This window comes from Sporosarcina sp. Marseille-Q4943, assembly GCF_943736995.1.
Classification (GTDB): Bacteria; Bacillota; Bacilli; order Bacillales_A; family Planococcaceae; genus Sporosarcina.
Genome location: NZ_OX031157.1, coordinates 497,771 through 523,054, shown reverse-complemented (window position 1 = coordinate 523,054; position 25,284 = coordinate 497,771). Strand labels below are relative to the sequence as shown.

The following is a 25,284-nucleotide window of genomic DNA, read 5'->3' as shown; positions in this document are numbered from 1 at the left end:
TATGGTAGTAGGAGACTTTCCAATCGAAGTGGATACACTTGTTGTAGGTTCCGGCCCCGGAGGATATGTTGCTGCAATCCGTGCAGCTCAGTTAGGACAGAAAGTCACGATCGTTGAGAAAGAAAATCTCGGCGGAGTTTGTCTAAACGTAGGTTGCATTCCTTCAAAAGCCCTTATTTCAGTGGGGCATCGTTACGCATCCGCAAAAGATTCCGATGATATGGGGATCACAGCGACTGATGTAAAGCTTGACTTTTCAAAAGCGCAAGCATTCAAAGACGGCGTTGTCAAAAAGCTGACAGGCGGCGTTGAAGGACTTCTAAAAGGAAACAAAGTCGATATTGTTAAAGGCGAGGCATACTTCGTTGACGCAAACACTGCAAAAGTGATGGATGAGACATCATCTCAGACATATAAGTTTAAAAATGCCATTATCGCTACAGGTTCACGCCCGGTTGAAATCCCATCATTCAAATATTCGAAACGCGTTATCAATTCAACTGGTGCGCTTAATTTGGAAGAAGTTCCAGCGCATTTAGTCGTCATTGGTGGCGGTTATATCGGTACTGAACTCGGATCCGCTTATGCGAACCTTGGTTCTAAAGTGACAATCATTGAAGGGGCAGATGATATTCTTGCCGGCTTCGAAAAACAGATGACTCAAATCGTTAAAAAAGGCTTGAAGAAAAAAGGCGTCGAGGTCGTCGTGAAAGCATCTGCCAAGGGTGTTGAAGAATCAGACACAGGTGTCGTCGTTACGTACGAAGCAAAAGGCGAAGAGAAGAAAATCGAGGCGGACTATGTTCTAGTAACTGTTGGACGCCGTCCGAACACAGATGAAATCGGTCTTGAAGAAATGGGCGTCAAGTTCCTTGACCGCGGTCTGATCGATGTGGATAAGCAATGCCGTACGAGCATTCCGAACATCTATGCAATCGGTGACATCGTCTCTGGACCACAGCTTGCGCACAAAGCCTCCTATGAAGCGAAAGTGGCTGCAGAAGCGATTTCCGGCGAAAAATCAGAAGTTGACTATATGGCGATTCCGGCAGTCTGCTTCACAGACCCTGAACTTGCTACAGTCGGATTGAATGAAAAACAAGCAAAAGATGAAGGCTATGAAGTAGTAGCGGGTAAATTCCCGTTTGCTGCAAATGGTAGAGCTCTTGCGCTTAACAAAACGGATGGATTTGTCAAACTTGTTTCGCGCAAAGAGGATGGACTCCTATTGGGCGCGCAAATTGTCGGTGAAAATGCATCCGATATGATTGCAGAGCTTGGTCTCGCAATCGAGGCGGGAATGACATTGGAAGACATTGCGATGACAATCCACGCTCACCCGACACTCGGTGAAATTTCCATGGAAGCTGCAGAAGTGGCTCTTGGTAAACCGATTCATATGATTTCAAAATAATTATTCATAGAAAACTAGCGTCCAAAGGCATGAAAAGCCTTTCGGACGCTTTTCTCATTCCTGCACTTCGGTTCGTTTGAAGGTCTATTCTAAGTCATGGTAGGATAAAACTATTGAATGGGATATTGATAAAAAGGAGAGAGTTCGATGAAAAAGAGTTTACTATACATACCGCTTCTCTCCATGCTGCTTTTAGCATCATGCAACGAAGAAGTAGAACCGGTAGATGAGGAGCAGGACGAACAATCCACCCTAGCGGAAGAGCATGCAGAAGAGAGCGGCACGAGTGAAAATGAACAAAAAATCGACGTGGATGCGGAATCACAAGAGGAAGCGGAAACAGTTGAACAAGCCCCTCTTTACGAACTGAATCCGAAAACATACTCCATCCAGCCGATCGGGGAAGCGAACCCTAAAGTCGTTCTCCTGACAATTGATGATGCGCCTGACAAAAGGGCCCTTGATATGGCGAAAACATTAAAAAGTCTAGACGCACCTGCCATTTTCTTCGTCAATGGTCACTTCATCGCAACGGATGAAAAGAAGGCGATTCTAAAAGAAATTTACGATATGGGATTCATGATCGGCAATCATACGATGACACATCCGAATTTGAAAACATTGTCTGAGGAAGAGCAACGTGAGGAAATTAGTGCGCTCAATGATATTGTTGAAGAAGTGACTGGGGAGCGTCCTGTATTTTTCCGAGCTCCTTTCGGGGCGAATACTGATTTTAGCAGAGCTCTTGCTATTGAAGAAGGAATGCAATTAATGAACTGGTCATATGGCTATGATTTCGATAGAGAGTATATGACAAAGGAAAAAATTGCGGACGTTATGGTAAATACGGAATTGCTTCGGAACGGTTCCAATTTACTTATGCACGACAGGGATTGGACTGCCGACGCTCTGGAGGACATCGTGAATGGATTAAGGGATAAAGGCTACGAATTTGTAGAACCGAAATTTATTAAAGGTTTGGTGGATCAAAAAGAGGGAGAATAAGGGGGAGATTGTTGTGGAATGGAAAACGAGAGTCACGGAATTATTGGGGATTGAATACCCGATCATCCAAGGGGGATTGGCCTATCTTGCATATGCGGATTTGGCTGCTGCTGTATCCGAGGCGGGTGGTCTAGGACAAATTACGGCAATGAGCTTGGAGTCTCCTGAAGCATTGCGCGCTGAAATAAAAAAGGTTAGGGAATTGACGACAAAACCTTTTGGAGTCAACTTTGCCATCGGTCAGCACGGACGACCGTATGAGCATATGCTCGATGTCGCGCTAGAGGAAAAGGTGAAGGTCCTTTCGGTAACAGGCGGAAATCCTGCACCATTTTTCGAATACATAAAGGATGCCGATGTGAAGGTGCTAGTATTAGTTGCTGCGAAAAGACAAGCGGTCAAAGCTGAGTCGCTAGGCGCGGATGCGGTAATGGTCGTAGGGCAGGAAGGTGGCGGCCATTTGGGGCGTGATGATATCGGCACAATGGTGTTAGTTCCCCAGGTGGTCGATGCTGTAAAGATACCTGTTATTGCGTCCGGCGGCATTGGAGATGGCCGGGGCTGGATGGCGGCGCATGCGTTAGGAGCGGAAGGGATTGAAATGGGCACACGTTTCATTGCAACGAAAGAATGTGTACATGCATCAATGGAATACAAACAGGCACTCCTTCAGACGGAGGAAACGGGTACCGTTGTCATTAAGCGTACTCTCGGTGCTCCGGCAAGGGCGCTTGCAGGCGCTTGGACAGAAAAGATCCTGCGTATGGAAGAGGACAATGCTGATTATGATAAATTGAAGGACTATATTAGCGGTTCCGCAAATCGCCGGTTCATCCATAATGGAGATGAGCAAAGTGGTTTTGGGTGGGCTGGTCAAGTAGCAGGCATGATTGGAGATATCCCGACTGTTGGGGATTTGTTTGAACGCATGGTAAAACAAGCTAAAGAGATCAGAAGAAAATGGGCATAAGGAAAGGTGCGATAAAAAGTGGACTATAATTATCCTCTCAGTCATCATTGGACGACCGAAGAAATCATTGACGTCGTATCATTTTTTCAAGCGGTGGAACAAGCTTATGAAGCTCAAATCGCTAGGGAAAAATTTATGGAGGCCTACAAGGCTTTCAAAAAAGTAGTCCCTTCCATGGCGGAAGAGAAAACCATCTTCAAGGAGTTCGAAGAGGTGAGCGGTTTTAACAGTTACCGTGTTGTCAAAAAGGCAAAAGAAGGCAGTGACGGTGATTCTATTACGGGCAAATGAAAAAGGGGAGGGGCGCATAGGTATGCGTCCCTCATTTTTCGTGTGTGCCGATGATGATATCGTAAATAGGAAAAAGTCGATCAATCGTTTTTTCGGCTAAGTCAAAGAACTCCTTTTCGGAAAGTTCCGTAGTTCTATCTCGCGAAATGTGTCTGCCAATGATGAACTCCGCTTTTTTAACGGACTCTAACCTCTCCAATAAACCCTCAACTCCATCGGCCCCGATTTCACTAATCTGAAATGCCTCCGGCTTCATATGGTCACCAGATACAACAAAATCATCAGGCAGAGAAGTAAGTATGGACACATTTTTGGCAAGTCTTTCCGAAATGCCCTTCTTATCGGGATTTTCGTAAATGACAGCCAAAATGATGAAGAGATGCGTCCCCCATAATCCGATTTGGAAATGAGGCAACGCCTTATATCCGCGCTTCGCAGGAGCGAAAGCGACCCAACTATCGTTCGGTGGATTGACCGTCCTTCTTGCATGTTTTGCTACATGCGGGAAAAACTCACCCGTCCCACGGGCAGACAAATAAGTTGAAACTTGTTCGCCGATCATCCCGAACTTTGGTTGAATCTTCGTTTGAAGCGCGCTCATCCTATGTTCTAATCCCTCAATTGAAAAAACATTAAAATCATCAATTGTCCAAAAACCTTGCGTCATTTTTAATACCCCCATTTTATTCTCCACGTTTATAGTAGCAGAAAATGGGGAACAATCTTATACAAGAAGGCTTATAACTAACCAAAGCAACCTGCACAGCATAAGTTAGAAGTAAGTAAATGCATCGTTTAAGAAAATTACAGTCAAAGGGGTGTTAGTAATGAAACAAGTCGTCCATATTATCCGTAAAGCTGAAATTGAAAAGGAATATGTAAAGCTTCTGCATCTCGAGTTGGACTATGAACTAGCTACATTGTACGATGCCGTACAAGAAAATGACTCCAAACAAGTTGAGAAAAGCAAATCGAGACTCACTGAAATACACGGTGAGCTGGAGACTTTCAATGCTTTCGCTTAAACGAAAGACGTTGAACCGACTTAGGCGCCTTCACTGAAACTCTTCGATCCGGGGGAGACAGTGCATAGGCGCCTTTTTGTTAGGACATTGGCAGTATGCTATAATCATATGACATGCATGTAAATGATGAGGTGTTGAAATGAATTGGGGAGCAATTGATCGGTATGCAAAATCTTTAATAAAAGAAGCAGGCCATAAAATTAGGATTTCTTTTTTTAGTACGATTGACGTTGACTCAAAAGATGAAGCGAACGATCTCGTGACGAATATCGATCGGGAAATCGAACGTTTTTTCATTAGCCGGATCAATAGAGATTTCCCTAATCACCGGATTTTCGGTGAAGAGGGCTTCGGTGACGAAATTAATTCGCTTGAAGGGATCATTTGGATGCTCGATCCGATTGATGGCACGATGAATTTCGTTCACCAAAAAAGGAATTTCGCGATTTCCCTTGGAATTTATGTTGATGGTATCGGCATGCTCGGATATATATATGATGTGATGAATGACGATTTCTATCACGCAATAAAAGATGAGGGTGCGTACTTCAACGATGAAAGACTTCCGGTGCTCGAGAACACACCGCTTGCGGAGGCGATCATCGGCGTAAATGCCAGCTGGGTTGCGCCGAATCGAAAAATTGAAAATGGTCCGATTGCGGAGATGGTTCGTAATTGTAGGGGCACGAGGTCATACGGTTCCGCTGCAATGGAGCTCGCCTACGTCTCATCCGGTCGGATTGATGCATATTTATCCTTGCGATTATCCCCGTGGGATATTGCGGGGGGAATGGTCATTGCCCAGGAAGTGGGCGCAGTCACCACTAATTTAAAAGGTGAACAACCTCACTTGCTTGGACAGGACACCTTTATCGTAGCAAGGCCCGGTCTGCATGACGAAATTTTACGGAACTATATCAAACTAAAATAAAAAAGGGGCTGCATCAATGCAGTCCCTTTCATAAGTTCATTAAAGTAGGCCTTGTTCACGCATTTTTTTCTTTGTCTTAAAACCATTTCCCATGATAAAAACAAGAGCAAGGATAGCGATGATGGCAACGGGGATACTACGCATGCCGACAGCGATCCCGATACCGCACATTGCAGCAACAGCAGCAAGGGAATACAATACGAAAACCCATTTAATATCCTTCATTCTGAAACATCTCCCGAAATAAAATGTTTTTTAATACTGTTCTTATGTGCTATAATAACACAGTTAATCATCTGATAATAGATAACGGAGTGAAAACATGACAAACTATCGTAATGATTTACGTAATATAGCGATCATTGCCCACGTAGACCACGGCAAAACAACGTTAGTCGATCAACTTTTGAAGCAATCCGGAATTTTCCGGTCAAATGAACATGTAGAAGAACGTGCCATGGACTCTGGTGACATTGAACGTGAACGTGGTATTACCATCCTGGCAAAAAATACAGCAATTGAATATAAAGACACGAAAATCAATATTCTTGATACACCTGGACATGCTGATTTCGGAGGGGAAGTTGAGCGGATCCTTAAGATGGTTGATGGTGTCGTGTTAGTCGTCGACTCCTATGAGGGATGTATGCCGCAAACCCGATTCGTATTGAAAAAAGCATTGGAAACGAATTTGAAACCGATTGTAGTCGTAAATAAAATTGACCGTGAATTTGCGCGTCCCGAAGAAGTAGTCGACGAAGTGCTCGAATTATTCATTGAATTGGATGCAAATGATGAACAACTTGAATTCCCGGTTGTCTATGCTTCTGGTTTCAATGGAACGGCAAGTCTTTCACCGGACCCTGCAGAACAGGAAGATACATTGCGCGTGCTATATGACGCGATAGTTGAACAAATTCCTGCCCCTGTCGATAACCGTGAAGAACCTTTGCAGTTCCAAGTGTCATTACTCGATTACAGTGATTATGTAGGTCGTATTGGTATTGGACGCGTGTTTAGAGGTACGATGAAAGTAGGCCAGCAAGTAACGGTCATAAAACGTGACGGATCAACAAAAAATTTCCGTGTGACGAAGATGTATGGATTCCTTGGGTTGAAGAGAATTGAAATCCAAGAAGCTTATGCAGGAGACTTGATAGCTGTTTCTGGAATGGAAGACATTGATGTCGGTGAAACAGTTTGTCCGATTGATCATCCTGAGGCGTTGCCTGCCATTCATATCGATGAGCCTACACTTCAAATGACATTTCTTGTCAATAATAGTCCGTTTGCCGGAAAAGAAGGAAAATGGGTTACAGCTAGAAAGGTCGAAGAAAGACTCGAACAGCAATTGCAAACGGATGTATCTTTGCGTGTAGAACCAACGGATTCACCGGATGCATGGGTAGTATCGGGACGTGGGGAGCTTCATCTTTCCATCTTGATTGAGAATATGCGTCGTGAAGGATTCGAACTTCAAGTATCGAAACCTGCAGTTATTATCAAAACGATTGATGGTGTACGTTCAGAGCCTGTCGAACGCGTACAAATTGATATACCGGAAGAATATACCGGTGCAATCATTGAATCGATCGGCGAGCGTAAAGGTGAAATGCAAGATATGATCAATAACGGCAATGGTCAAGTCCGTTTGATTTTCCTTGTGCCTGCACGTGGTTTGATCGGTTATTCTACAGAATTTCTTTCGCTTACTAGAGGATACGGAATCATCAACCATACATTTGATTCCTACAAGCCTGTAGCGTCAGGCAAAGTCGGCGGCCGACGTCATGGTGTACTTGTGTCAATGGAGACAGGTACAGTGACCGGTTATAGTATAATGCAGTTGGAAGACCGAGGAGTCATGTTTGTCGAGGCGGGCACGGAAATTTACGCCGGTATGGTAGTAGGAGAAAATAACCGTGATAACGACTTGACGATCAATTTGACAAAAGTCAAACATGCGACTAACGTCCGATCCGCGACGAAAGACCAGACTGTGACTACGAAAAAACCACGGATCCTGTCATTGGAAGAGGCTTTGCAATATGTCGGAGATGATGAATATTGTGAAGTGACTCCACAGTCAATTCGTTTGCGGAAGAAGATCCTCGATAAAAACGAACGTGAACGTGCTGAAAAGAAGAAAAAACTCGGCGAGTGATTTATAATAGTTAAAGGCAAGTATAAAAGAATGCGTACAATCGCTTTGTTTAGAAGGGAATGTGCTAAATGAATGGTACTATTGGGGATGCAGAAACAATTGAAGCAATGTCTCCAGTTGTTCGAATGATTTACGAGATGACATCATCGTCCGTAACTGGAATTCTGTTGTTTGCGGTTGTTTTCATCCTTTCAGCCATCGTTTATAAGCTAGGATTCGCTAGGAAAATTAAGTTTTGGCAAAATGTAGTCGTATATAGCTTCCTCTTTTTGGGATGTATTATATTGACATTTTTCGCCATATTCCTTCCAATTGTAGAAGGATTGATTGTTGCGGCACTCATTTTGATCATTTATAGGGTCCGCAGATTGAACGAACATAAAGAAAACTCCACCGTTTGACGGTGGAGTTTTTCTTTTGTTTTGCCAATAAATTAGCATTAACAAGGTTTTCCGAAGCTTACCGCTCGCTTTCCGCGGGCGAGCGCCGAGCCGATCGAACAGCGGAGGGTTCGATTTGCCTTAATTTCTGCGTTCTTTGCAGAAATTAAGGCATCCTGCTCATAACTACAGAGCTAATATGTGCTCGTAACGCTTCGCTTGTACTCGCAAACGCCGTCCTTCGTGACGTCGTTCGCAGGAGTCGCCGTCCTCCGCTTCAATCAACGGTGTGTTCTACAAAATGTAAGGGAACCTTGCTGGCGATTTTCGGTTTAAAAAGAGCAGAACTACTATTAAAAAAGGGCTGCCGCAAAAAGTCTTGTTGAAAATGACTTTCTGGGCAATCCCTAGTTTATTAGAAATTCTCTTCTGCGGTATGGGAGCTGCGGTGGAAGATGAATTTTCCAGTGGAAAGCCTTACGTTAGTTTGCTCCGTAATCCGCTCGCTGCAAATTTCGCACATATACGTATTGATTGGATGATTCCTCAACTTCTTTGCGAGAGGGGTGTCATCCACGAGCTGCCCGATTTCATCGCAAAGAACACATTTGACTCTCATGAACTCAACTCCTTAAAATTAGGTATCGTTTTTCTAGTCAGTCTATAACGATGCCCATGACTTTTCGTAATGGCTGTTCGATATTCGAGCCGTCCTTGAATAATAGATGGGCTGGTCCGTCTTCGGTCAACGGCTTGCCATCCTGGCTGAATTTGAATAGGAAATTGCCGATGGTAGAGATCGGAAACGTTTCTTTCAATCCATCCATAGTCAAAAATGTAATTGTTTTTGCATCTTCAACAGGTTCTGCATTTTTGACGAAGTGGTCGAGTGAGATGCCGAATGTTCCTGTCACCATCTTTTGTCTGTCGAACTTCTTTTCCGTTTTAAGCGTAGGCGGGAATGTAGCCCCTTCCATGATTTCTCGGGACCAATGTTTCCCCATATCTCTCTTATACTCTTCATCTACATCTTTTTCGATGTGATCTTCCGTAAAGAAAGTGTTCAAGTCTACTTTGCGGTCATCAAAGATCCATACTGTCGGATCGAGGGTGATCGTATGCTTTACTTTTCCTTTTATTGTAATGATTGTTTCCAAGTGAATAGCCTCCTACAACCAAAATGAGCGTTTCCATATAGTACATAGTATAACGCTTCCAATTGGATGTGGAAAGCCATTGAATTTTTGCCGTATGTTTAGAAGGGAAACACTTGCAATTTACCCTCTTGAAAGATACAATTTATTCATAATCACCACGCAAGGATAATAGGTGAATGGGGGCGTCCTCATGGATATTGAATTACAGGAAACCTATCAGGAAAAAGCATTAAAACAGCTTCAAGCTGATGCGGATAAAATTGCACAACTCATAAAAGTACAGATGGATCATTTGACGATGCCTCAGTGCCCACTTTACGAGGAAGTGTTGGATACGCAAATGTACGGCTTGTCTAGAGAGATTGACTTCGCTGTCAAACTTGGTTTGATTGAACGTGAGAAAGGGAAGGAAATCCTTTCGTTGCTTGAAAAAGAGATGAATGTCTTGCATGAGCTATATACAAATAAATAATCTAAAGACTCAAACTCATCACAGGTTTGAGTTTTTTATTTAAAAAAGTTGAGGGAAGTCTATGGGAAAATATTTAAAAAAAATGTTGCGGAACTTTGATTATCCACTTTTTACTGCATACCTTGTACTCTGCCTCTTCGGACTTGTAATGATTTACAGTGCGAGTATGGTTTGGGCAGTCAATCGATATGATTATCCACCAGATTATTTTTATAATAAACAATTAGTGAATTTGGCACTTTCGTTTCCAGTCTTTCTGCTAGCTTCTTTCTTTCCGTTTCAAAATTACAAGAGAACGAAATTAATGAAGTTTTCGATAGCTGCTATGTTCACATTGTTAGTACTCGTCCATTTTGTCGGATCGGGAGGACATGTTGGTGCCCAAAGTTGGATCAAGCTACCGGGCTTCGGAAGCATCCAGCCTTCCGAAGTTGCGAAGCTTGTCATTATCGTCTATTTCGCTAGTGTTTTTGCGAAAAAGTATGAAGCGGGAACAATTGATTCCATTAATAAATCGATAGGTCCGCCCATTGTCATCCTTATTATGGCGATTTTTTCGATAATGATGGAAACTGACATAGGAACGTCATTCATCATTATCATGGCTGCATTTTGTGTGATCGCCGCGAGCGGAATAAAATTCAAAACGTTCGCGAAGTTGAGCGGAATTGTTGCCGCGGCAATGATTCCAGTTGCAACCATCCTTTATTTTGCTTGGGATACAATTATGACTGACGGCAGGAAAGGTCGGATCCTATCATTCTTGAATCCTTTCGACTATGCACAAGGCTCCGGATACCAAATTGCAAATGGTTATATTGCCATTGGTGCAGGAGGAATTAAAGGGTTAGGATTAGGTAATTCTATTCAAAAAATGGGCTATTTGCCGGAACCTCAAACAGATGTCATCATGGCTGTCATTTCTGAAGAAACCGGTATTTTTGGCACCGTAATTGTTCTCGGCGGGCTAGGATTCATCGTATTGCGCGCCCTATATATCGCCATGCGGACAAAGGATCCCCAAGCGAGAATGTTGGCGGCGGGGATCGGAAGTGTTATCGGCATTCAAACATTCGTCAATATTGGTGGATTGACGGGACTTATTCCGCTTACAGGAGTTCCGTTGCCTTTTATTAGTTATGGCGGAACATCGATGATTCTGTTATCTTTGTCTTTAGGAATATTGATGAATGTATCAATGTTCGTAAAATATCAAAAGAACAAATAGAAAAGGAAGTGCTTACATGGTGGAAATGGGTCAGATTAAAAAAATCCTAGTAGCAAACCGTGGTGAAATCGCTATTCGTATTTTTAGAGCGTGCACCGAATTGGAGATACCGACTGTCGGGATTTATTCCGCAGAAGATAGGGGTTCTTTCCACCGTTACAAAGCAGACGAATCCTATTTAGTCGGAGAAGGCAAGAAGCCGATTGACGCCTATTTGGATATCGAAGGAATCATTAAGATTGCAAAATCATCGGGTGCGAATGCCGTACACCCCGGCTATGGCTTCCTCGCCGAGAACGAAGAGTTTGCTCGCAGACTAAAAGAAGAGGGTATTATTTTCATTGGACCGACGTCCAAGCATCTTGAAATGTTCGGAGATAAGGTGAAGGCCAGGGAACAAGCGATAAAAGCAGGAATTCCAGTCATCCCAGGTACAGACGGACCGGTCGCTTCCGCATCGGATGTTGCTTCATTCGGTGAGAAGTACGGTTATCCAATCATCATCAAAGCGTCATTAGGCGGTGGCGGCAGAGGAATGCGGATTGTCAATTCCGCAGACGAGGTGCTTGAAGCATATGAACGGGCGAGGTCAGAAGCGAAATCCGCTTTTGGATCAGACGAAGTATATGTTGAAAAGTACATCAATAAGCCAAAACATATTGAAGTACAAATTTTAGGTGATACATATGGCAATGTCGTTCACTTGTATGAACGCGATTGCTCGATTCAACGTCGTCACCAGAAAGTCGTAGAAATCGCCCCATCCATTTCCTTGGATGATAAGCTTCGTCGTGACATTTGCGAAAGCGCTGTCAAATTGGCGAAAAACATCTCATATATCAATGCAGGGACAGTAGAATTCCTCGTCGCAGACGGAAATTTCTATTTCATCGAAGTGAATCCGCGTATTCAAGTGGAACATACAATTACTGAAATGGTGACGGGGATCGATATCGTCCATTCTCAAATCCATATTGCAAATGGAGGAAATCTTCATGAAGGGGAAGCAGCCATCCCTTCCCAAGAAGACATACCGCTCTTTGGTTATGCAATCCAATCGAGGGTGACAACGGAAGATCCATTGAATGACTTCATGCCGGATACGGGCAAGCTGATGGTTTACCGATCGGGAGGTGGCTTCGGCGTCCGTCTTGACGCTGGGAACGGCTTCCAAGGGGCTGTCATTACTCCTTATTACGATTCCCTGCTCGTTAAAGTGTCGACATGGGGTACGTCTTTCAGGGATGCGGCTGCGAAAATGGACCGCAACCTTCAGGAATTCCGTATTCGAGGAATCAAAACAAATATTCCGTTCCTTGAAAACGTAGTCCGTCATGAAAACTTCCTTACAGGCAATTATGATACAAGCTTCATCGACTCAACTCCTGAATTATTCGAGTTCCCTATAAGGAAAGACCGTGGGACGAAGATCTTAAATTATTTAGGCAATGTGACCGTCAATGGATTTCCTGGCATCGGGAAACAGCAGAAACCATTGTTCCATTCTGTAAAGAAACCCGAAGTCGACCTGCTTGCACCGCCTGCGCCGGGTACAAAGCAAATTTTAGATGAAAGAGGACCTGAAGGACTGATCCAATGGATAAAGGAGCAAGATGATGTCCTTCTGACGGATACGACGTTCAGGGATGCGCATCAGTCATTGCTTGCAACACGTCTCCGCACGTCCGACATGACGAATATCGCTGCTGAGTCAGCTAGGCTCATGCCAGATCTGTTTTCATTTGAGATGTGGGGGGGAGCGACTTTCGACGTCGCATACCGCTTCTTGAAGGAAGACCCTTGGGAGAGACTTATGAAGCTTCGGGAGCAGATTCCGAATGTGTTATTCCAAATGTTGTTCCGTGGTGCCAATGCGGTCGGCTATTCGAATTATCCGGATAATGTCATTCGGGAATTCGTAAAGACTTCAGCCGAATCAGGCATTGATGTGTTCCGTATATTTGACAGCCTGAACTGGATCAAAGGGATGGAAGTAGCAATCGATGCAACCCGTCAATCAGGAAAAGTGGCAGAAGCTGCGCTTTGTTATACAGGGGACATCCTCGATGATTCCAGAGCAAAATACACAGTCGAATACTACAAGGAAATGGCGAAGGAGCTTGAAGCTGCTGGAGCCCATATTCTAGCTCTGAAGGACATGGCGGGTCTCTTGAAACCTGAAGCCGCTTATCGTCTCATTTCCGAATTGAAGGCGACTGTTGATATACCGATTCATCTTCATTCCCATGACACGAGCGGAAACGGCATTTATATGTATGCGAAAGCAATTGAAGCTGGAGTTGACATCGTCGACACGGCGCTCGGTTCGATGGCGGGACTTACTTCACAACCGTCAGCAAGCTCGCTCTATTATGCACTGCAATATGGAAAACGCCAAGTGAAGGCGGACGTCGGTGCCATGGAATCACTATCGTATTATTGGGAAGATGTCAGGAAGTATTACCAGAACTTTGAAAGTGGCATGGTGAGCCCGCACTCCGAAGTGTATGTACATGAGATGCCGGGTGGCCAATATTCCAACTTGCAACAGCAGGCCAAAGCAGTAGGGCTTGGTGAGAGATGGGAAGAAGTGAAGGACATGTACTCCAGAGTTAATATGCTCTTCGGAGACGTTGTGAAAGTGACACCATCTTCCAAAGTCGTCGGAGATATGGCATTGTTCATGGTGCAAAATGAATTAAATGAGGAAACAGTCATTACACGCGGGCAATCCATCGATTTCCCTGAATCCGTCATCGAGTTTTTCGAGGGCTACATTGGCCAACCGTACGGAGGATTCCCGAAAGAATTGCAAGAGGTCGTTCTGAAGGGGAGAACGCCGATAACTGTCCGCCCAGGCGAGCTTCTGGAAGAAGTGGATTTTAAAGCCCTTCTCGACAAGACGGAAGAACTTCTTGGGCATCCGTCAACGATGAAAGACGCACTTGCATATGCGCTGTATCCAAAAGTGTTCGAAGAATATGCAACTATGAAAAAAGAGTTCGGCAATATCTCAGTCATCAATACACCGGAATTCCTTTTCGGTATGAGGTTGGGCCAGGAAATCGAAGTGGAGATTGAAAGAGGGAAGACGCTCATCATCAAGCTCGTTTCCATCGGCGAACCTCAAACAGATGGTACACGCATCATATACTTCGAGCTGAATGGACAGCCGAGGGAAGTCATTATTCAAGATATAAATGTCGAATCGGATGTAGCCCGCAAGCAAAAAGCGGACCCTTCAAATGACTCGCATATTGCGGCGACAATGCCGGGAACGGTATTGCAAGTTGCTGTTTCTAAAGGAGCGAAGGTACGAAGAGGGGAGCATTTGCTCATTACGGAGGCAATGAAGATGGAAACGACGATCCAAGCACCATTCAATGGAGTCGTCAAAGAAATCCACGTATCTTCAGGCGACGCCATCTCAACAGGCGACCTACTTCTCGAACTTGAACATTAATGAAAAAAGCACCCGCTGTGGAAATCCACGCGGGTGCTTCTGTTATTTTGGCTGCTTGCTTCTTGAAACAAGTAGCACCATATAAGTTAATAGTCCAAATAGAAGAATCACAAATAATGAGTGGGCCAAAGCTAAATAGAGGTTCAACCTTGTCATAATGACCGCTCCACCCGCTAAAACTTGCAATGTAACCAAAATGAATGCGGAGATCCAACCCCAGTAGATGACCCGCTGATTCTTATAATGCCGGATCGCATGAATGGCAATAATCCCAAGCCATATGAATATCAATGCAGCTGCTGTCCGATGACTCATCTGCACCCATTCCCAAAAGTCCGATGGGAGAGAGAAGTCGCCATTCTTACACATCGGCCAATCCGAACAGCTTAATTCGGATTCTGTATGACGGACGAGAGCCCCCGTGTAAACTACGATGTAAGAGTAGATTGTGACGCCGATAGTATGGAATCTGAGCGTCTTGCCTATCGAAAGCTTGTCGGCGTCGAATTTCTGGTCGACTTCAAATACGAGCAATGTGAGAAGCAATACTGACGCAAAGGAAATGAGGGAGATGCCGAAGTGAAGTGCAAGGATAAAGTCGCCTTGTCCCCAAAGAACTTGTGCTGCTCCGATCAACGCCTGCAAGACTAGGAAGAAAATCGCTAAAATTGAAAGCAGTTTTGTTTCCCTTTTGTGTCCAATCGCTTTCCAAGACCAAACCGCCAGTACGACGATTAATATACCGACCGCGCCTGTAACGAGACGATGTGAAAATTCAATTAGGACTTCTGGTGTGATCTCATCCGGAATCAATTGACCATTACAACCCGGCCAATGCCTTCCGCAACCCATCCCACTATCAGTCTTCGTAACGAGAGCGCCGCCTAATAGAATTAAAAGCATGCCGATTGTGGAGGCGACCCCGAACCATTTCAAATATTTATTATATCGCAAACAAGACACCTTCTTTAAGAAATGATGACCATTATGAAAAAAGGCCCCGTTTGTTGATGATAGCGAAAAAAAGACGAAAAAACAACGCATAATGGCCGAAATTGGCTTTGTGCCAAGCGTTTTCACAAATTGTTCATAAAAAAGACCCTTTAACTTCACAAAAGGCATACGGAAATGATTTACTATAGATAAGGCGATACAATTCAAATAAGACAATATACTTTACATATCGACGGAAAATCGAGTTATTTATAGAAATCATTACCGATATTCGATATAGTAAAGTATAGCGGTCCTTGCCGACGTCCTTGAAAGGAGGGTACATATGTCAAACGGTCGAGCGATTTCTTCATCCGTTAAACCGGATATCGGATCGACTTCCATATTGAAGGATTTTCTTGCACTTATTAAAATCGGCATAGTGAATTCGAACATGATTACAACATTCACCGGTCTGTTTCTTGCATTCCAATTCACAGGCAAAAGCTTTATTACCAACTTGGATTTGCTGTTGTATGGACTTTTCGGTACCGGATTGATCATCGCGGGCTCAGCGGCTTTGAACAATCTCATTGATAGGGATATCGATCCTATCATGACGAGAACAAAGTCACGTCCAACGGTCACCGGCAGATTTAAAGCACCGGCTGTCTTGGCACTGGCGTTCACTTTCATTGCCTTGGGCGAAGTGATGTTGTTTGCAGCGTCACCAGCGGCGGGACTATGGGGACTTGCAGGTGTGTTCAGCTATGTTGTACTCTATTCAATGTGGTCGAAAAGAAAACATGTCAGCAATACGGTTGTAGGCAGCATCTCTGGAGCCATACCGCCAATGATCGGTTGGGCGGCGGTCGAACCATCACTCGGCATGGGTGCATGGGCGCTGTTCTTAATCATGTTTGCATGGCAACCACCGCATTTTTATGCGTTGGCGATGCGTAGGACTGAAGAATACCGGGCAGCCGGCATTCCGATGCTTCCAGTAGTAAAAGGTTTTAATAGGACAAAAAAGTCTATTTTAGGCTGGGTCCTACTTTTATTCCCATTGCCGTTCCTTCTTCCGGAGCTTGGAATCGGATTCATAGTGCTGGCAACAGCCCTGAATATCGGATGGCTATTCTTGTCGATCAAAGGATTCAAAGCGAAAGAAGATCTGAAATGGGCGACATCCATGTTCATTTTCTCCTTGAATTACATGACGATCCTTTTTGTCGCAATGATCATATTCTCGATATTCATCTAACTGATGGAATTCTTTCTTTTTGACAGGAATTCATTATAGAGAGGTCAACAGTCCTCGTTGAAGAAAATCATTTTTTAGAAAGAGAGGTATTAGTTAGCGATGATGAAAGGACTCAAAAAATGGCGTCTCTTTTCTCTATTGGCTGTACTGACAGTTTTCCTTGCAGGATGTGGACAAGAAGAACTTTCGACGCTTCTGCCTGCCGGACAAGTCGGTAAAGACCAGTTCAACTTGCTATTATTGTCTTCAGGAATAATGTTGCTCGTCATTTTCGTTGTAGTAGTAATCTACTTAATCGCGTTAGTGCGTTTCAGACGTTCCAAATTGGGTGAAGACCATATTCCTGAACAGGTTGAGGGCAGTCATAAGCTTGAGCTTGTATGGACGATCATCCCGATTCTATTAGTCTTGCTACTAGCTGTCCCGACTGTATACTACACGTATAAACTAGGGGATGTTTCGGCTATGGGTGCAGTAGACGAAGATGGAAATGCTGAAAATCTAGTTATTGACGTTACAGCAAAACTATACTGGTGGGAGTTTGAATATCCTGACCTCGGTATCGTAACTGCTCAAGAATTAGTAGTTCCGATGGATGAAAAGGTTTACTTCAACCTAATAGCCGCAGATGTGAAACACTCCTTCTGGATTCCGGCTGTTGGTGGAAAACTTGATACGAACGTAGAGAACGTCAACAAATTCTATTTGGTATTTGAAAAAGACTCCAAGAATCTGAAAGACGGAGTATTCTATGGTAAGTGTGCTGAGCTTTGCGGTCCTTCGCATGCTTTGATGGACTTCAAAGTGAAAACGATGCCTCGTGCAGAATTTGATCAATGGGTAACAGCGATGCAAGCCTCTGGTGAAAATCAAGTCGTTGCAAACCCAGCTGGTGAGGAAGTATTCCAGCAAAGCTGTATCGGATGCCACGCAACTTCAGGTGTAGGTGAAACCGGGGCAGTCGGACCGAACCTTGCAACATTCGGAGATCGTAACCGCGTTGCAGGATTCATGGATCATACAAAAGAAGATTTGATTGAATGGATCAAGTATCCACAGAAATACAAACCTGGTAATAAGATGCCTGGGTTCGCCGATCAGCTATCCGATCAGGAATTGGATGCATTGGCTGAATATTTGATGGGATTATCAGTTGAAAAATAATCTTTTTGTGATTTTGAAGAGGAGGTAAACATAGTGAGTTCAGTTGCTCAAAAAAAGGGTTTTGGCGCAACGCTATGGGACTGGCTGACAACAGTCGACCATAAGAAGATCGGAATCCTTTACTTCCTTGGTGGCGGATTCTTCTTCGTGCTCGGCGGTATTGAAGCAATGTTAATTCGTTGGCAGCTTTATAAGCCGAACAACGATTTCGTCAGTGCAGGACTTTTCAATGATTTGATCACGATGCACGGAACGACGATGATTTTCCTAGCGGCCATGCCTATATTATTCGGATTTATGAACGCGATAGTACCATTGCAAATCGGTGCGCGTGACGTCGCGTTCCCATTCATCAACTCATTAGGGTTTTGGATGTTCTTCTTCGGAGGACTTTTCCTGAACGTCTCTTGGTTCTTCGGTCAAGTACCGGATGCTGGATGGACATCATATGCGTCACTTTCCATCGCTTCGGAAGGGCACGGTATTGACTTCTACGCAATCGGTCTTCAGATTGCAGGGGGCGGTACGTTGATGGCGGGGATCAACTTCCTCGTTACAATCATCAACATGCGTGCGCCAGGTATGACGTACATGCGTATGCCGTTGTTCACATGGACAACATTTGTTGCATCTGCAATGATTCTGTTCGCATTCCCTCCGTTAACTGTCGGTCTTTTCTTCCTGACATTTGACCGCATGTTCGGTGGTAACTTCTTTGACCACACAATGGGTGGAAACACGATCATCTGGGAGCATATTTTCTGGATTTTCGGTCACCCTGAAGTTTACATTCTAATTTTGCCTGCTTTCGGTATTTTCTCTGAGATCTTCTCAACATTCTCACGAAAGCGCCTCTTCGGATATCCGTCAATGGTCTTCGCGACTGTCTTGATTGGTTTCCTGGGATTCATGGTTTGGGCTCACCATATGTTTACAGTAGGTCTTGGACCGACTGCTAACGCAATTTTCGCTGTTGCAACAATGGCGATTGCTGTTCCGACAGGGGTTAAGATCTTTAACTGGCTATTGACAATGTGGGGCGGAAGCATCAGGATTACAACGCCTATGCTATACGCGCTCGGCTTCATCCCTTCATTCGTAATGGGTGGAGTAACGGGTGTCATGCAAGGTGCTGCACCGCTTGACTATCAATTGCATGATTCTTATTTCATCGTTGCTCACTTCCACTACGTAATCGTTGGTGGGGTTGTTCTTGGGATATTGGCTGCAACACATTATTGGTGGCCAAAAATGTTTGGTACATTGCTTAATGAAACACTTGGTAAAGTAACATTCTGGTTCTTCTTCATCGGTTTCCATATGACGTTCCTGATCCAGCACTGGCTCGGATTCTGGGGAATGCCACGCCGAGTATTTACTTATATGGATGATCAAGGGTGGAACTTGGCCAACCTAATTAGTACGATTGGAGCGCTATTGATGGCGATTGGTGTTATTGTACTCGTTTACAATATCATCGTTACATCCATCAAGAATGTAAAAGTTGCAAATGACCCGTGGGGAGACGGACGTACGCTCGAATGGGCGATCGAATCTCCGCCGATCTATTATAACTTCCCTGCGACTCCGCTTGTGCGCGGTCTTGATACAGTATGGATCGAGAAAATGGAAGGCAACAAATCAGGTATTACGGAAGCTGAACCGATTAAAGACATTCATATGCCGAACGGTTCCATCATTCCACTTCTAATGTCATTCGGTTTATTCATCGCTGGATTCGGTGCAATGTTCCGGACTGAAGAATCGTGGGGTCTGCCTTTACTGATCTTTGGTCTATTGTGGACATTTGTTGCGATGGCAGCACGTTCATTGAAAGATGACACAGGATACTACATCAAAAAAGATGAGATTCTCCGTGATTTGAAACGTAAAGGGGGTCAAAACTAATGGATTTGAACAAAAAATTCACCCCTGAAACTTGGCCCGATAATCCAGAAAAGGCGACGCTTGAAGCGAAAAACAAGTTTGTCGGCTTCTGGCTCTTCCTTGGAGGAGAAACAATTCTGTTCGCGACGCTTTTCGCGACATACGTAGCGTTGAAAAACTCGGGTCCAAGCGGTTTTGGATTCTCGACTCAAGAGCTCTATGAATTACCGCTAGTCTTTGTCATGACGATGTTGCTTTTGACATCTTCATTGACGAGTGTGTTCGCCATGTACCATCTGCGTAACTACAACTTCAAGAAAATGCAACTTTGGCTTGCCATCACAGCATTTCTAGGACTTGGCTTCCTAATGCTTGAAGTGTACGAGTTCTCGCACTATGTGCAACTTGGCTTCACATATAACAACAGTGCCTTCAGTTCTGCGTTCTATACGCTTGTCGGAACACACGGTTTCCACGTTGCTGTCGGCCTTGTGTGGATTACATTGTTGATTTTCCGTAATGCGAAACGCGGTCTGAACCTATACAACGCAACGAAGTACTACACGTTTTCATTGTACTGGCACTTCATTGACGTCGTCTGGGTATTCATCTTCACTGTAGTCTACTTGATGGGAGTGATAGGTTAAGATGGCAGACATTCAAGTTTACAAACGTACACCTGCCGAGCAGCAGCTCGCACAACGACGTGCAAAAAAATCCATGCGAGATCAGGTAATGATGTTTTCGCTTATGATCTTCCTGACACTTATTTCATTCTCCATGGTTGTTGCGCATGAAGCAGGCGTTGCAGGATTCTCGAAGTATTTCATCATTCCGGTTGTAATGCTCTTTGCAGCAGTTCAAGTCGGTTTACAACTGTATTATTTCATGCATATGAATGAAAAAGGACATGGCATTCCTCAAATGTTCATGTTTACCGGAGCTCTTTTAGGCTTCCTAATTCCTTTGACATTCGTTACAATCGTTTGGTGGTAATAAATTATGAAAAGCCTGTGGATTCTTCCACAGGCTTTTTCTTATAAAGTAAAGGATTGTTCATTGTTCGTTCATTGTGTTCGCGCCGTGTTCGTTTTATAATAGGGAAAGACATATTTAAAGGAGCGATGGCAATGATGCCTTTAAGCATATTTGGATTTCGTGCGTTATGGAGTCCATATTTTTTCTTATCAATCGTACTAATCGTTGTATTATATTTTCTCTTAACCAAAAAATGGCGACATTTGTTTGAGGGGACAGAACCTGTAACCGGAAGGGAGATTAAATACTTCCTGGCTGCGATGATCTTGCTGTATATCTTGAAAGGTTCGCCGGTTGACCTTCTTGGACACATTTTATTCTCTGTCCATATGACACAAATGGCGCTTCTTCTTTTGGCAGTTGCTCCATTTTTGATTGTCGGAATTCCTCATTTTATTTGGAAGACTGTCCTTAACGTGAAAATTATCGATAAAATTGTTAGGCTCTTCACGAAACCAGTCATCAGCCTCATGGTGTTTACGGTCATGTTCTCCTTAAATCACTATCCAATGGTTTTGGATTATATTAAAATGAACGTGTTTCTGCATGCCATTTTCACAATCGTTTTGTTCATTTCGGCAATATTCCTATGGTGGCCGATATTGAATACGTTGGAAGAGCATCCTCAACTCCATGGATTGAAGAAAATTGGTTATGTTATTCTGAGTGCAATTCTTATCACACCTGCCTGTTCGTTGATTATCTTTGTGGACGTGCCCGTCTATGAAACGTATAGCAGTGGTGAGGCATGGATGCAGGCGATGGCTTTATGTGTGCCTGCAGGAACGCTAGCGGGACTTTCCATATCAGGACCGGAATTGTTTACGAATATGCCAACATTGTATGACCAACAGCTGGGCGGAATTATTATGAAGGTTATCCAGGAGATTATTTACATCGTTGTAATCGGTAAGATTTTCATTAAATGGTACCGTGAAGAGCAGATGAACGCAGATGAGATAACCCAAAGGGACTTATTAGAAAGACAAAGCTTGAAAGTACACGGCTGATTCATTTTGACTAAAGGGGTATTATAAGATGAATGTTCCTTTTTTACCGACTCTGAGCACATTTTTTATTGTCTTATCGGCAATTCTAGTCGCTATCGGTTGGAAATTGATTCGGGAGCGGAAGATTGAAGCCCATAAGAAGACGATGGTAGCTGCAGCTGTAGCGGCAGTCCTATTTTTCATCATCTACGCATCCCGAACGATTTTCGTTGGAAACACGGCGTTTGGTGGTCCGCAAAATCTGAAGATCTATTACACGGTCTTTCTAATTTTTCATATTATGCTCTCGACGACTGGTGCTGTCTTAGGCATTATGACAATCAATTGGGGAGTTAAAAACAAGCTGAACAGGCATCGAAAAATCGGACCCGTCACGAGTATCATCTGGTTCTTTACGGCAATTACAGGAGTGGCTGTCTATTTATTGCTGTATGTCTTTTACGAGAGCGGAGAAACCACTTCGATGATCAAGGCCATATTAGGAATATAAAAAGCGCGCTTCCGTATGAGGAAGCGCGTTTTACTTATTACAATTTGAAGTTCAACTTAATGATGCCGGCCTCGCGTGCTGTGTTGAATAGAATAACAATCATCGGCCCGATAAAGAAACCGAGCACGCCGAATAGCTTCAGCCCGATGAACATCCCGATAAGTGTCGGGAGGGGAGATAAGCCAATCTGGTTGCCCATCACTTTCGGTTCAACAGTTCTTCGAATGATCAGAAGGATTGCTGCCAAAACGGCCAATTTTGTCCCCATACCGATATCTCCACTAACGAACTGGTATAGCGACCAAGGTGCCAGAATGATAATGGAGCCTAAAATCGGGATAACATCAATGACCCAAATGACAATTGACATGACTAATGCATATTTAGGTGCGATGATAAGTAATCCGATGAACGAAGTTGCTAGAATGATAAAGCTGACGAGCAATTGGGCTTTCATGAAACCGAATATGACAGAATTCAATTTAACTGTCATATAGCGAACCTTTTTCGCAGTTTCATCCGTGAAATGCCGGAATACCATCTTCTTCAATTCAGGCAATTCAAGCATGAAAAGGAAAAGTGCGATCATATAAACGATTAAGCTCACTAGGAAATTTGGTATTTCGGCTGCAAGAGCGACAATTTTTTCAGAATTGAATAATTCCAAAAGCGACTTTCGGAACGAATCCAAAATGTCATTGAAGCCGTCTTGTGCCGACTTTACAACATCGTCAGGCAAACCTGATGTATACACAAAAAGCTTACTTTGAAAATCGATCCATACTCCTGAAAGCTTATTTAAATAATCGGGTGCGGCCTTGGTAAACTGAATGAGTCTACCAATCAATGAGGTGACTGTGTAATAAATGGTGATCGCTAGCAACGCCAAAATGAAAATGAAAACGGATATGACTGCCATTTTACGTTTCCATTTAAATTTTGTCTCCGTTAATTTTACGAGCGGCTCAAATAGAAGAGCTGTCAAGAGGGCTAAAATGATTGGTATGGAAATGGGGAGAATAAAAACAAAAATTAAAATGGTAATAATAAGTAAAGTGAGTAGCATGATATTCCTTTTTGTAAGCCATCGAGACAACGGTCATTCCTCCAAAATGTTCATTGCTCTCATTATAACCAAAATTCAGAGGAATGAATAGGAAAAAAAGCCGAAGAACAATAAGTTCCGCGGCTTTAATGTAAAAATGCTTATTTCGTAAGAATATATGGTTTCAAATCTTCCAAGACAGCTTTAAGTGTTGCTTCACAATCTTTCACGAGTCCTTCAGGGAAGTGCTCGTCCTCGCCATATTCAACGCCGTGTGGATAATAGTGTTTGCCGATCACCGGTTTTTTAAGATGCATGATTGCATCGCGAGTGTCAACGTCTCCGTCCGGTGTGAAACCGAATACGCGCAAGTAATAAGTGCCTTCCTTGATGACGTATTTCTTGTCATATGTAACACGCTCGTAGTCCCATTGTCCAGCTCGTACGAGATCGTGTTTCAACATGATTTCGTCAAGTAGTGACAATTCTGCGACAATGCCCTCAATACCTGTATTTTCGATATACATCGTTCAAAGTCCTCCTTCATATTCATCCAGTCGTAAGCCTATACTTAATTATCATAGAACAAATCAGTGTTAGTTGCAATGACAACATTGTGTCATGAAAGCTTCGACGAATATGCTCAGCAGATTAGCAACATCAAATTACACCAATAAATAATGACTGAAGAAAAGACTTTCACGCTTGAAATTCGCAATAGTTGACTTATACTCAAATTAATACTATTTATCAAGAATTAAAGATTTTCTGTTGCTCAGCCATTTTGATATATGGTCAACTTAATTTTTATGCGTTCTTACAAGGCTTCAGTAAATACAACATGTATTGGAAGGTGGGCGAGAAGACTTGAAAGTATTATGGAAAATAGCATTATTACTGTGTGTCCTTCTCGCGTTATTTTATTTCATGGGGAGCAGGATCCAGGAAAATGAACCGCTTGAATCGCCGGTCAAACATGGAACGGCAATTCCGGCTCCGAATAAGGAAGTCGTTGAACTGACAGCTGGTCCTAAACGGCCTGAAACAGGGCTTTCCACTCTTGTCGGAAAGTCTTCCGATCGACTAGTTGAGTTGATAGGGGAACCTGACAGGATTGAACCATCCGCTTATGGGTATGAGTGGTGGGTGTACTTGGAAGATATTCAGTTGATGGCGGGTGTTGAAGACGGTATAGTCAATCAAGTTTTCAGTGCTGATCAGGAGGCGGATGTAACACCTATCCCTATTGGTCAGAACATTAATGAAGTATTTCGCTTTTCGATTATCGAGTCTGAAGTTAATGTGATATTGGATGAAAATATTTATACATTTACTTTGAATAGTCAGGACTTAAAGGATAGGATCTTGCTTAAGTATGAAGATTTGTATGCGCAAGTGTATGTCGATGCCGAGGATGAGGTAATTGAAGGTGTCCGTTTCATCGATCCGAAAACGCTTGTCATCCATCAGCCGTATGATATGGAATTCGCAGGGGATTTAGTCGTGACCAATCGGCCATCTTCATCGGTGCAAATGGAAGTCGATCGTTCGATGGAAAGGCAAATTATTGAACTGACGAATATGTATCGGGAACATCATGGTTTAAATCCGCTTGAAAATGATTACTGGTTATCATTGCTTGCTCAAAACCATAGCAAGGATATGGCGCTTGAAAATTATTTTTCGCATGAGTCGCCATCGGCAGGCAATTTATCGCAACGGTTAAAAAGCTTAGGCATTGAACATAAAAAAGCCGGGGAGAATATCGCTGCCAATTACGTGGATGCCATAGAAGCAGTCCATGGTTGGCTGAATTCTCCCGCTCATCGTAGTGTCTTGCTGGATTCGGATGTGACCGATATTGGTACAGGGGCATATGGAAAGTACTATACGCAAGTGCTGATTAAATCAGACAAGAAAGAAAACCCGAACTCGAACTTTTTACGTAAATGA

26 protein-coding genes are annotated in these 25,284 nt (G+C 43.5%); 19 read left to right on the top strand and 7 right to left on the bottom strand.

Annotation, left to right across the window (positions count from 1 at the left end; translation table 11 throughout):
* Position 1: 1 nt before the first annotated feature.
* From lpdA to NIT04_RS11420, 4 genes are all read left to right on the top strand, one after another.
* Entirely contained in the window at positions 2–1,414 is a 1,413-nt protein-coding gene (gene lpdA, locus NIT04_RS11435) for a dihydrolipoyl dehydrogenase (RefSeq protein WP_252503729.1), read from the top strand.
* Positions 1,415–1,561: 147 nt separating this feature from the next.
* The gene (locus NIT04_RS11430; RefSeq protein ID WP_252503728.1) at positions 1,562–2,419 is read left to right on the top strand and encodes a polysaccharide deacetylase family protein; all 858 of its coding nucleotides are present in this window, start codon (positions 1,562–1,564) and stop codon (positions 2,417–2,419) included.
* Positions 2,420–2,432: 13 nt separating this feature from the next.
* Positions 2,433–3,389, top strand: a complete 957-nt coding sequence (locus NIT04_RS11425; protein WP_252503727.1) for a nitronate monooxygenase family protein — start codon at positions 2,433–2,435, stop codon at positions 3,387–3,389.
* An 18-nt stretch (positions 3,390–3,407) separates the two neighbouring features.
* Positions 3,408–3,680, top strand: a complete 273-nt coding sequence (locus NIT04_RS11420) for a UPF0223 family protein (protein ID WP_252503726.1) — start codon at positions 3,408–3,410, stop codon at positions 3,678–3,680.
* 31 nt (positions 3,681–3,711) lie between these two features.
* Here NIT04_RS11420 and NIT04_RS11415 read toward each other — a convergent pair whose 3' ends face one another.
* A complete protein-coding gene (locus NIT04_RS11415) occupies positions 3,712–4,347 on the bottom strand; it encodes a YktB family protein (protein ID WP_252503725.1) in 636 nt (211 codons plus the stop codon).
* Positions 4,348–4,507: 160 nt separating this feature from the next.
* On the opposite strand from NIT04_RS11415, the gene NIT04_RS11410 reads away from it, so the two are divergent.
* Both NIT04_RS11410 and NIT04_RS11405 read left to right on the top strand, forming a co-directional pair.
* Positions 4,508–4,705 (top strand): hypothetical protein, encoded by a 198-nt coding sequence (locus NIT04_RS11410; protein ID WP_252503724.1) that lies wholly within the window; start codon positions 4,508–4,510, stop codon positions 4,703–4,705.
* A gap of 139 nt (positions 4,706–4,844) precedes the next feature.
* Complete coding sequence (locus tag NIT04_RS11405; RefSeq protein WP_252503723.1) at positions 4,845–5,636, top strand: inositol monophosphatase family protein; 792 nt, start codon at positions 4,845–4,847, stop codon at positions 5,634–5,636.
* Positions 5,637–5,675: 39 nt separating this feature from the next.
* Here NIT04_RS11405 and NIT04_RS11400 read toward each other — a convergent pair whose 3' ends face one another.
* Complete coding sequence (locus NIT04_RS11400) at positions 5,676–5,861, bottom strand: YlaF family protein (RefSeq protein ID WP_252503722.1); 186 nt, start codon at positions 5,859–5,861, stop codon at positions 5,676–5,678.
* A 97-nt stretch (positions 5,862–5,958) separates the two neighbouring features.
* On the opposite strand from NIT04_RS11400, the gene typA reads away from it, so the two are divergent.
* The gene (typA, locus tag NIT04_RS11395) at positions 5,959–7,800 is read left to right on the top strand and encodes a translational GTPase TypA (protein ID WP_252503721.1); all 1,842 of its coding nucleotides are present in this window, start codon (positions 5,959–5,961) and stop codon (positions 7,798–7,800) included.
* Between the two features lie 68 nt (positions 7,801–7,868).
* Entirely contained in the window at positions 7,869–8,201 is a 333-nt protein-coding gene (locus tag NIT04_RS11390) for a YlaH-like family protein (RefSeq protein ID WP_252503720.1), read from the top strand.
* Positions 8,202–8,595: 394 nt separating this feature from the next.
* On the opposite strand, the gene NIT04_RS11385 is transcribed toward NIT04_RS11390, so the two are convergent.
* Together NIT04_RS11385 and NIT04_RS11380 are read right to left on the bottom strand one after the other, a co-directional pair.
* Complete coding sequence (locus NIT04_RS11385; RefSeq protein WP_252503719.1) at positions 8,596–8,799, bottom strand: YlaI family protein; 204 nt, start codon at positions 8,797–8,799, stop codon at positions 8,596–8,598.
* A 37-nt stretch (positions 8,800–8,836) separates the two neighbouring features.
* Complete coding sequence (locus NIT04_RS11380; RefSeq protein ID WP_252503718.1) at positions 8,837–9,337, bottom strand: peptidyl-prolyl cis-trans isomerase; 501 nt, start codon at positions 9,335–9,337, stop codon at positions 8,837–8,839.
* Between the two features lie 190 nt (positions 9,338–9,527).
* Here NIT04_RS11380 and NIT04_RS11375 point away from each other — a divergent pair, with 190 nt between their 5' ends.
* From NIT04_RS11375 to pyc, 3 genes are all read left to right on the top strand, one after another.
* Positions 9,528–9,809 carry a YlaN family protein gene (locus NIT04_RS11375; protein ID WP_252503717.1) on the top strand — a complete coding sequence of 94 codons (282 nt, stop codon included), beginning with the start codon at positions 9,528–9,530 and terminating at the stop codon, positions 9,807–9,809.
* A 61-nt stretch (positions 9,810–9,870) separates the two neighbouring features.
* Positions 9,871–11,037, top strand: a complete 1,167-nt coding sequence (locus tag NIT04_RS11370) for an FtsW/RodA/SpoVE family cell cycle protein (RefSeq protein ID WP_252503716.1) — start codon at positions 9,871–9,873, stop codon at positions 11,035–11,037.
* A gap of 25 nt (positions 11,038–11,062) precedes the next feature.
* Complete coding sequence (gene pyc, locus NIT04_RS11365) at positions 11,063–14,500, top strand: pyruvate carboxylase (protein ID WP_252505089.1); 3,438 nt, start codon at positions 11,063–11,065, stop codon at positions 14,498–14,500.
* A gap of 42 nt (positions 14,501–14,542) precedes the next feature.
* On the opposite strand, the gene NIT04_RS11360 is transcribed toward pyc, so the two are convergent.
* Positions 14,543–15,454, bottom strand: a complete 912-nt coding sequence (locus tag NIT04_RS11360) for a heme A synthase (RefSeq protein ID WP_256470608.1) — start codon at positions 15,452–15,454, stop codon at positions 14,543–14,545.
* A gap of 325 nt (positions 15,455–15,779) precedes the next feature.
* On the opposite strand from NIT04_RS11360, the gene cyoE reads away from it, so the two are divergent.
* The 7 genes from cyoE (at position 15,780) to NIT04_RS11325 (ending at position 22,286) form a co-directional block, all read left to right on the top strand.
* Complete coding sequence (cyoE, locus tag NIT04_RS11355) at positions 15,780–16,697, top strand: heme o synthase (protein WP_252503715.1); 918 nt, start codon at positions 15,780–15,782, stop codon at positions 16,695–16,697.
* Between the two features lie 99 nt (positions 16,698–16,796).
* The gene (coxB, locus tag NIT04_RS11350) at positions 16,797–17,861 is read left to right on the top strand and encodes a cytochrome c oxidase subunit II (RefSeq protein ID WP_252503714.1); all 1,065 of its coding nucleotides are present in this window, start codon (positions 16,797–16,799) and stop codon (positions 17,859–17,861) included.
* A gap of 33 nt (positions 17,862–17,894) precedes the next feature.
* Complete coding sequence (locus NIT04_RS11345) at positions 17,895–19,769, top strand: cytochrome c oxidase subunit I (protein WP_252503713.1); 1,875 nt, start codon at positions 17,895–17,897, stop codon at positions 19,767–19,769.
* A complete protein-coding gene (locus NIT04_RS11340; protein ID WP_252503712.1) occupies positions 19,769–20,395 on the top strand; it encodes a cytochrome (ubi)quinol oxidase subunit III in 627 nt (208 codons plus the stop codon). The genes NIT04_RS11345 and NIT04_RS11340 overlap by 1 nt, the downstream gene beginning before the upstream one ends.
* A gap of 1 nt (position 20,396) precedes the next feature.
* The gene (locus tag NIT04_RS11335; protein WP_252503711.1) at positions 20,397–20,744 is read left to right on the top strand and encodes a cytochrome C oxidase subunit IV family protein; all 348 of its coding nucleotides are present in this window, start codon (positions 20,397–20,399) and stop codon (positions 20,742–20,744) included.
* 137 nt (positions 20,745–20,881) lie between these two features.
* Entirely contained in the window at positions 20,882–21,796 is a 915-nt protein-coding gene (gene ctaG / locus NIT04_RS11330; protein WP_252505087.1) for a cytochrome c oxidase assembly factor CtaG, read from the top strand.
* 28 nt (positions 21,797–21,824) lie between these two features.
* Positions 21,825–22,286 (top strand): DUF420 domain-containing protein, encoded by a 462-nt coding sequence (locus tag NIT04_RS11325; protein WP_252503710.1) that lies wholly within the window; start codon positions 21,825–21,827, stop codon positions 22,284–22,286.
* Positions 22,287–22,323: 37 nt separating this feature from the next.
* Here the strand turns inward: NIT04_RS11325 and ytvI are convergent, their stop codons facing one another.
* Both ytvI and NIT04_RS11315 read right to left on the bottom strand, forming a co-directional pair.
* Positions 22,324–23,382: a sporulation integral membrane protein YtvI gene (gene ytvI, locus NIT04_RS11320; RefSeq protein ID WP_252503709.1), complete on the bottom strand. Its 1,059-nt coding sequence runs from the start codon at positions 23,380–23,382 to the stop codon at positions 22,324–22,326.
* 110 nt (positions 23,383–23,492) lie between these two features.
* Positions 23,493–23,858, bottom strand: a complete 366-nt coding sequence (locus tag NIT04_RS11315) for a YugN family protein (RefSeq protein WP_252503708.1) — start codon at positions 23,856–23,858, stop codon at positions 23,493–23,495.
* A 340-nt stretch (positions 23,859–24,198) separates the two neighbouring features.
* Between NIT04_RS11315 and NIT04_RS11310 the strand changes: the two genes are divergently transcribed.
* Positions 24,199–25,284 carry a CAP-associated domain-containing protein gene (locus tag NIT04_RS11310; protein WP_252503707.1) on the top strand — a complete coding sequence of 362 codons (1,086 nt, stop codon included), beginning with the start codon at positions 24,199–24,201 and terminating at the stop codon, positions 25,282–25,284.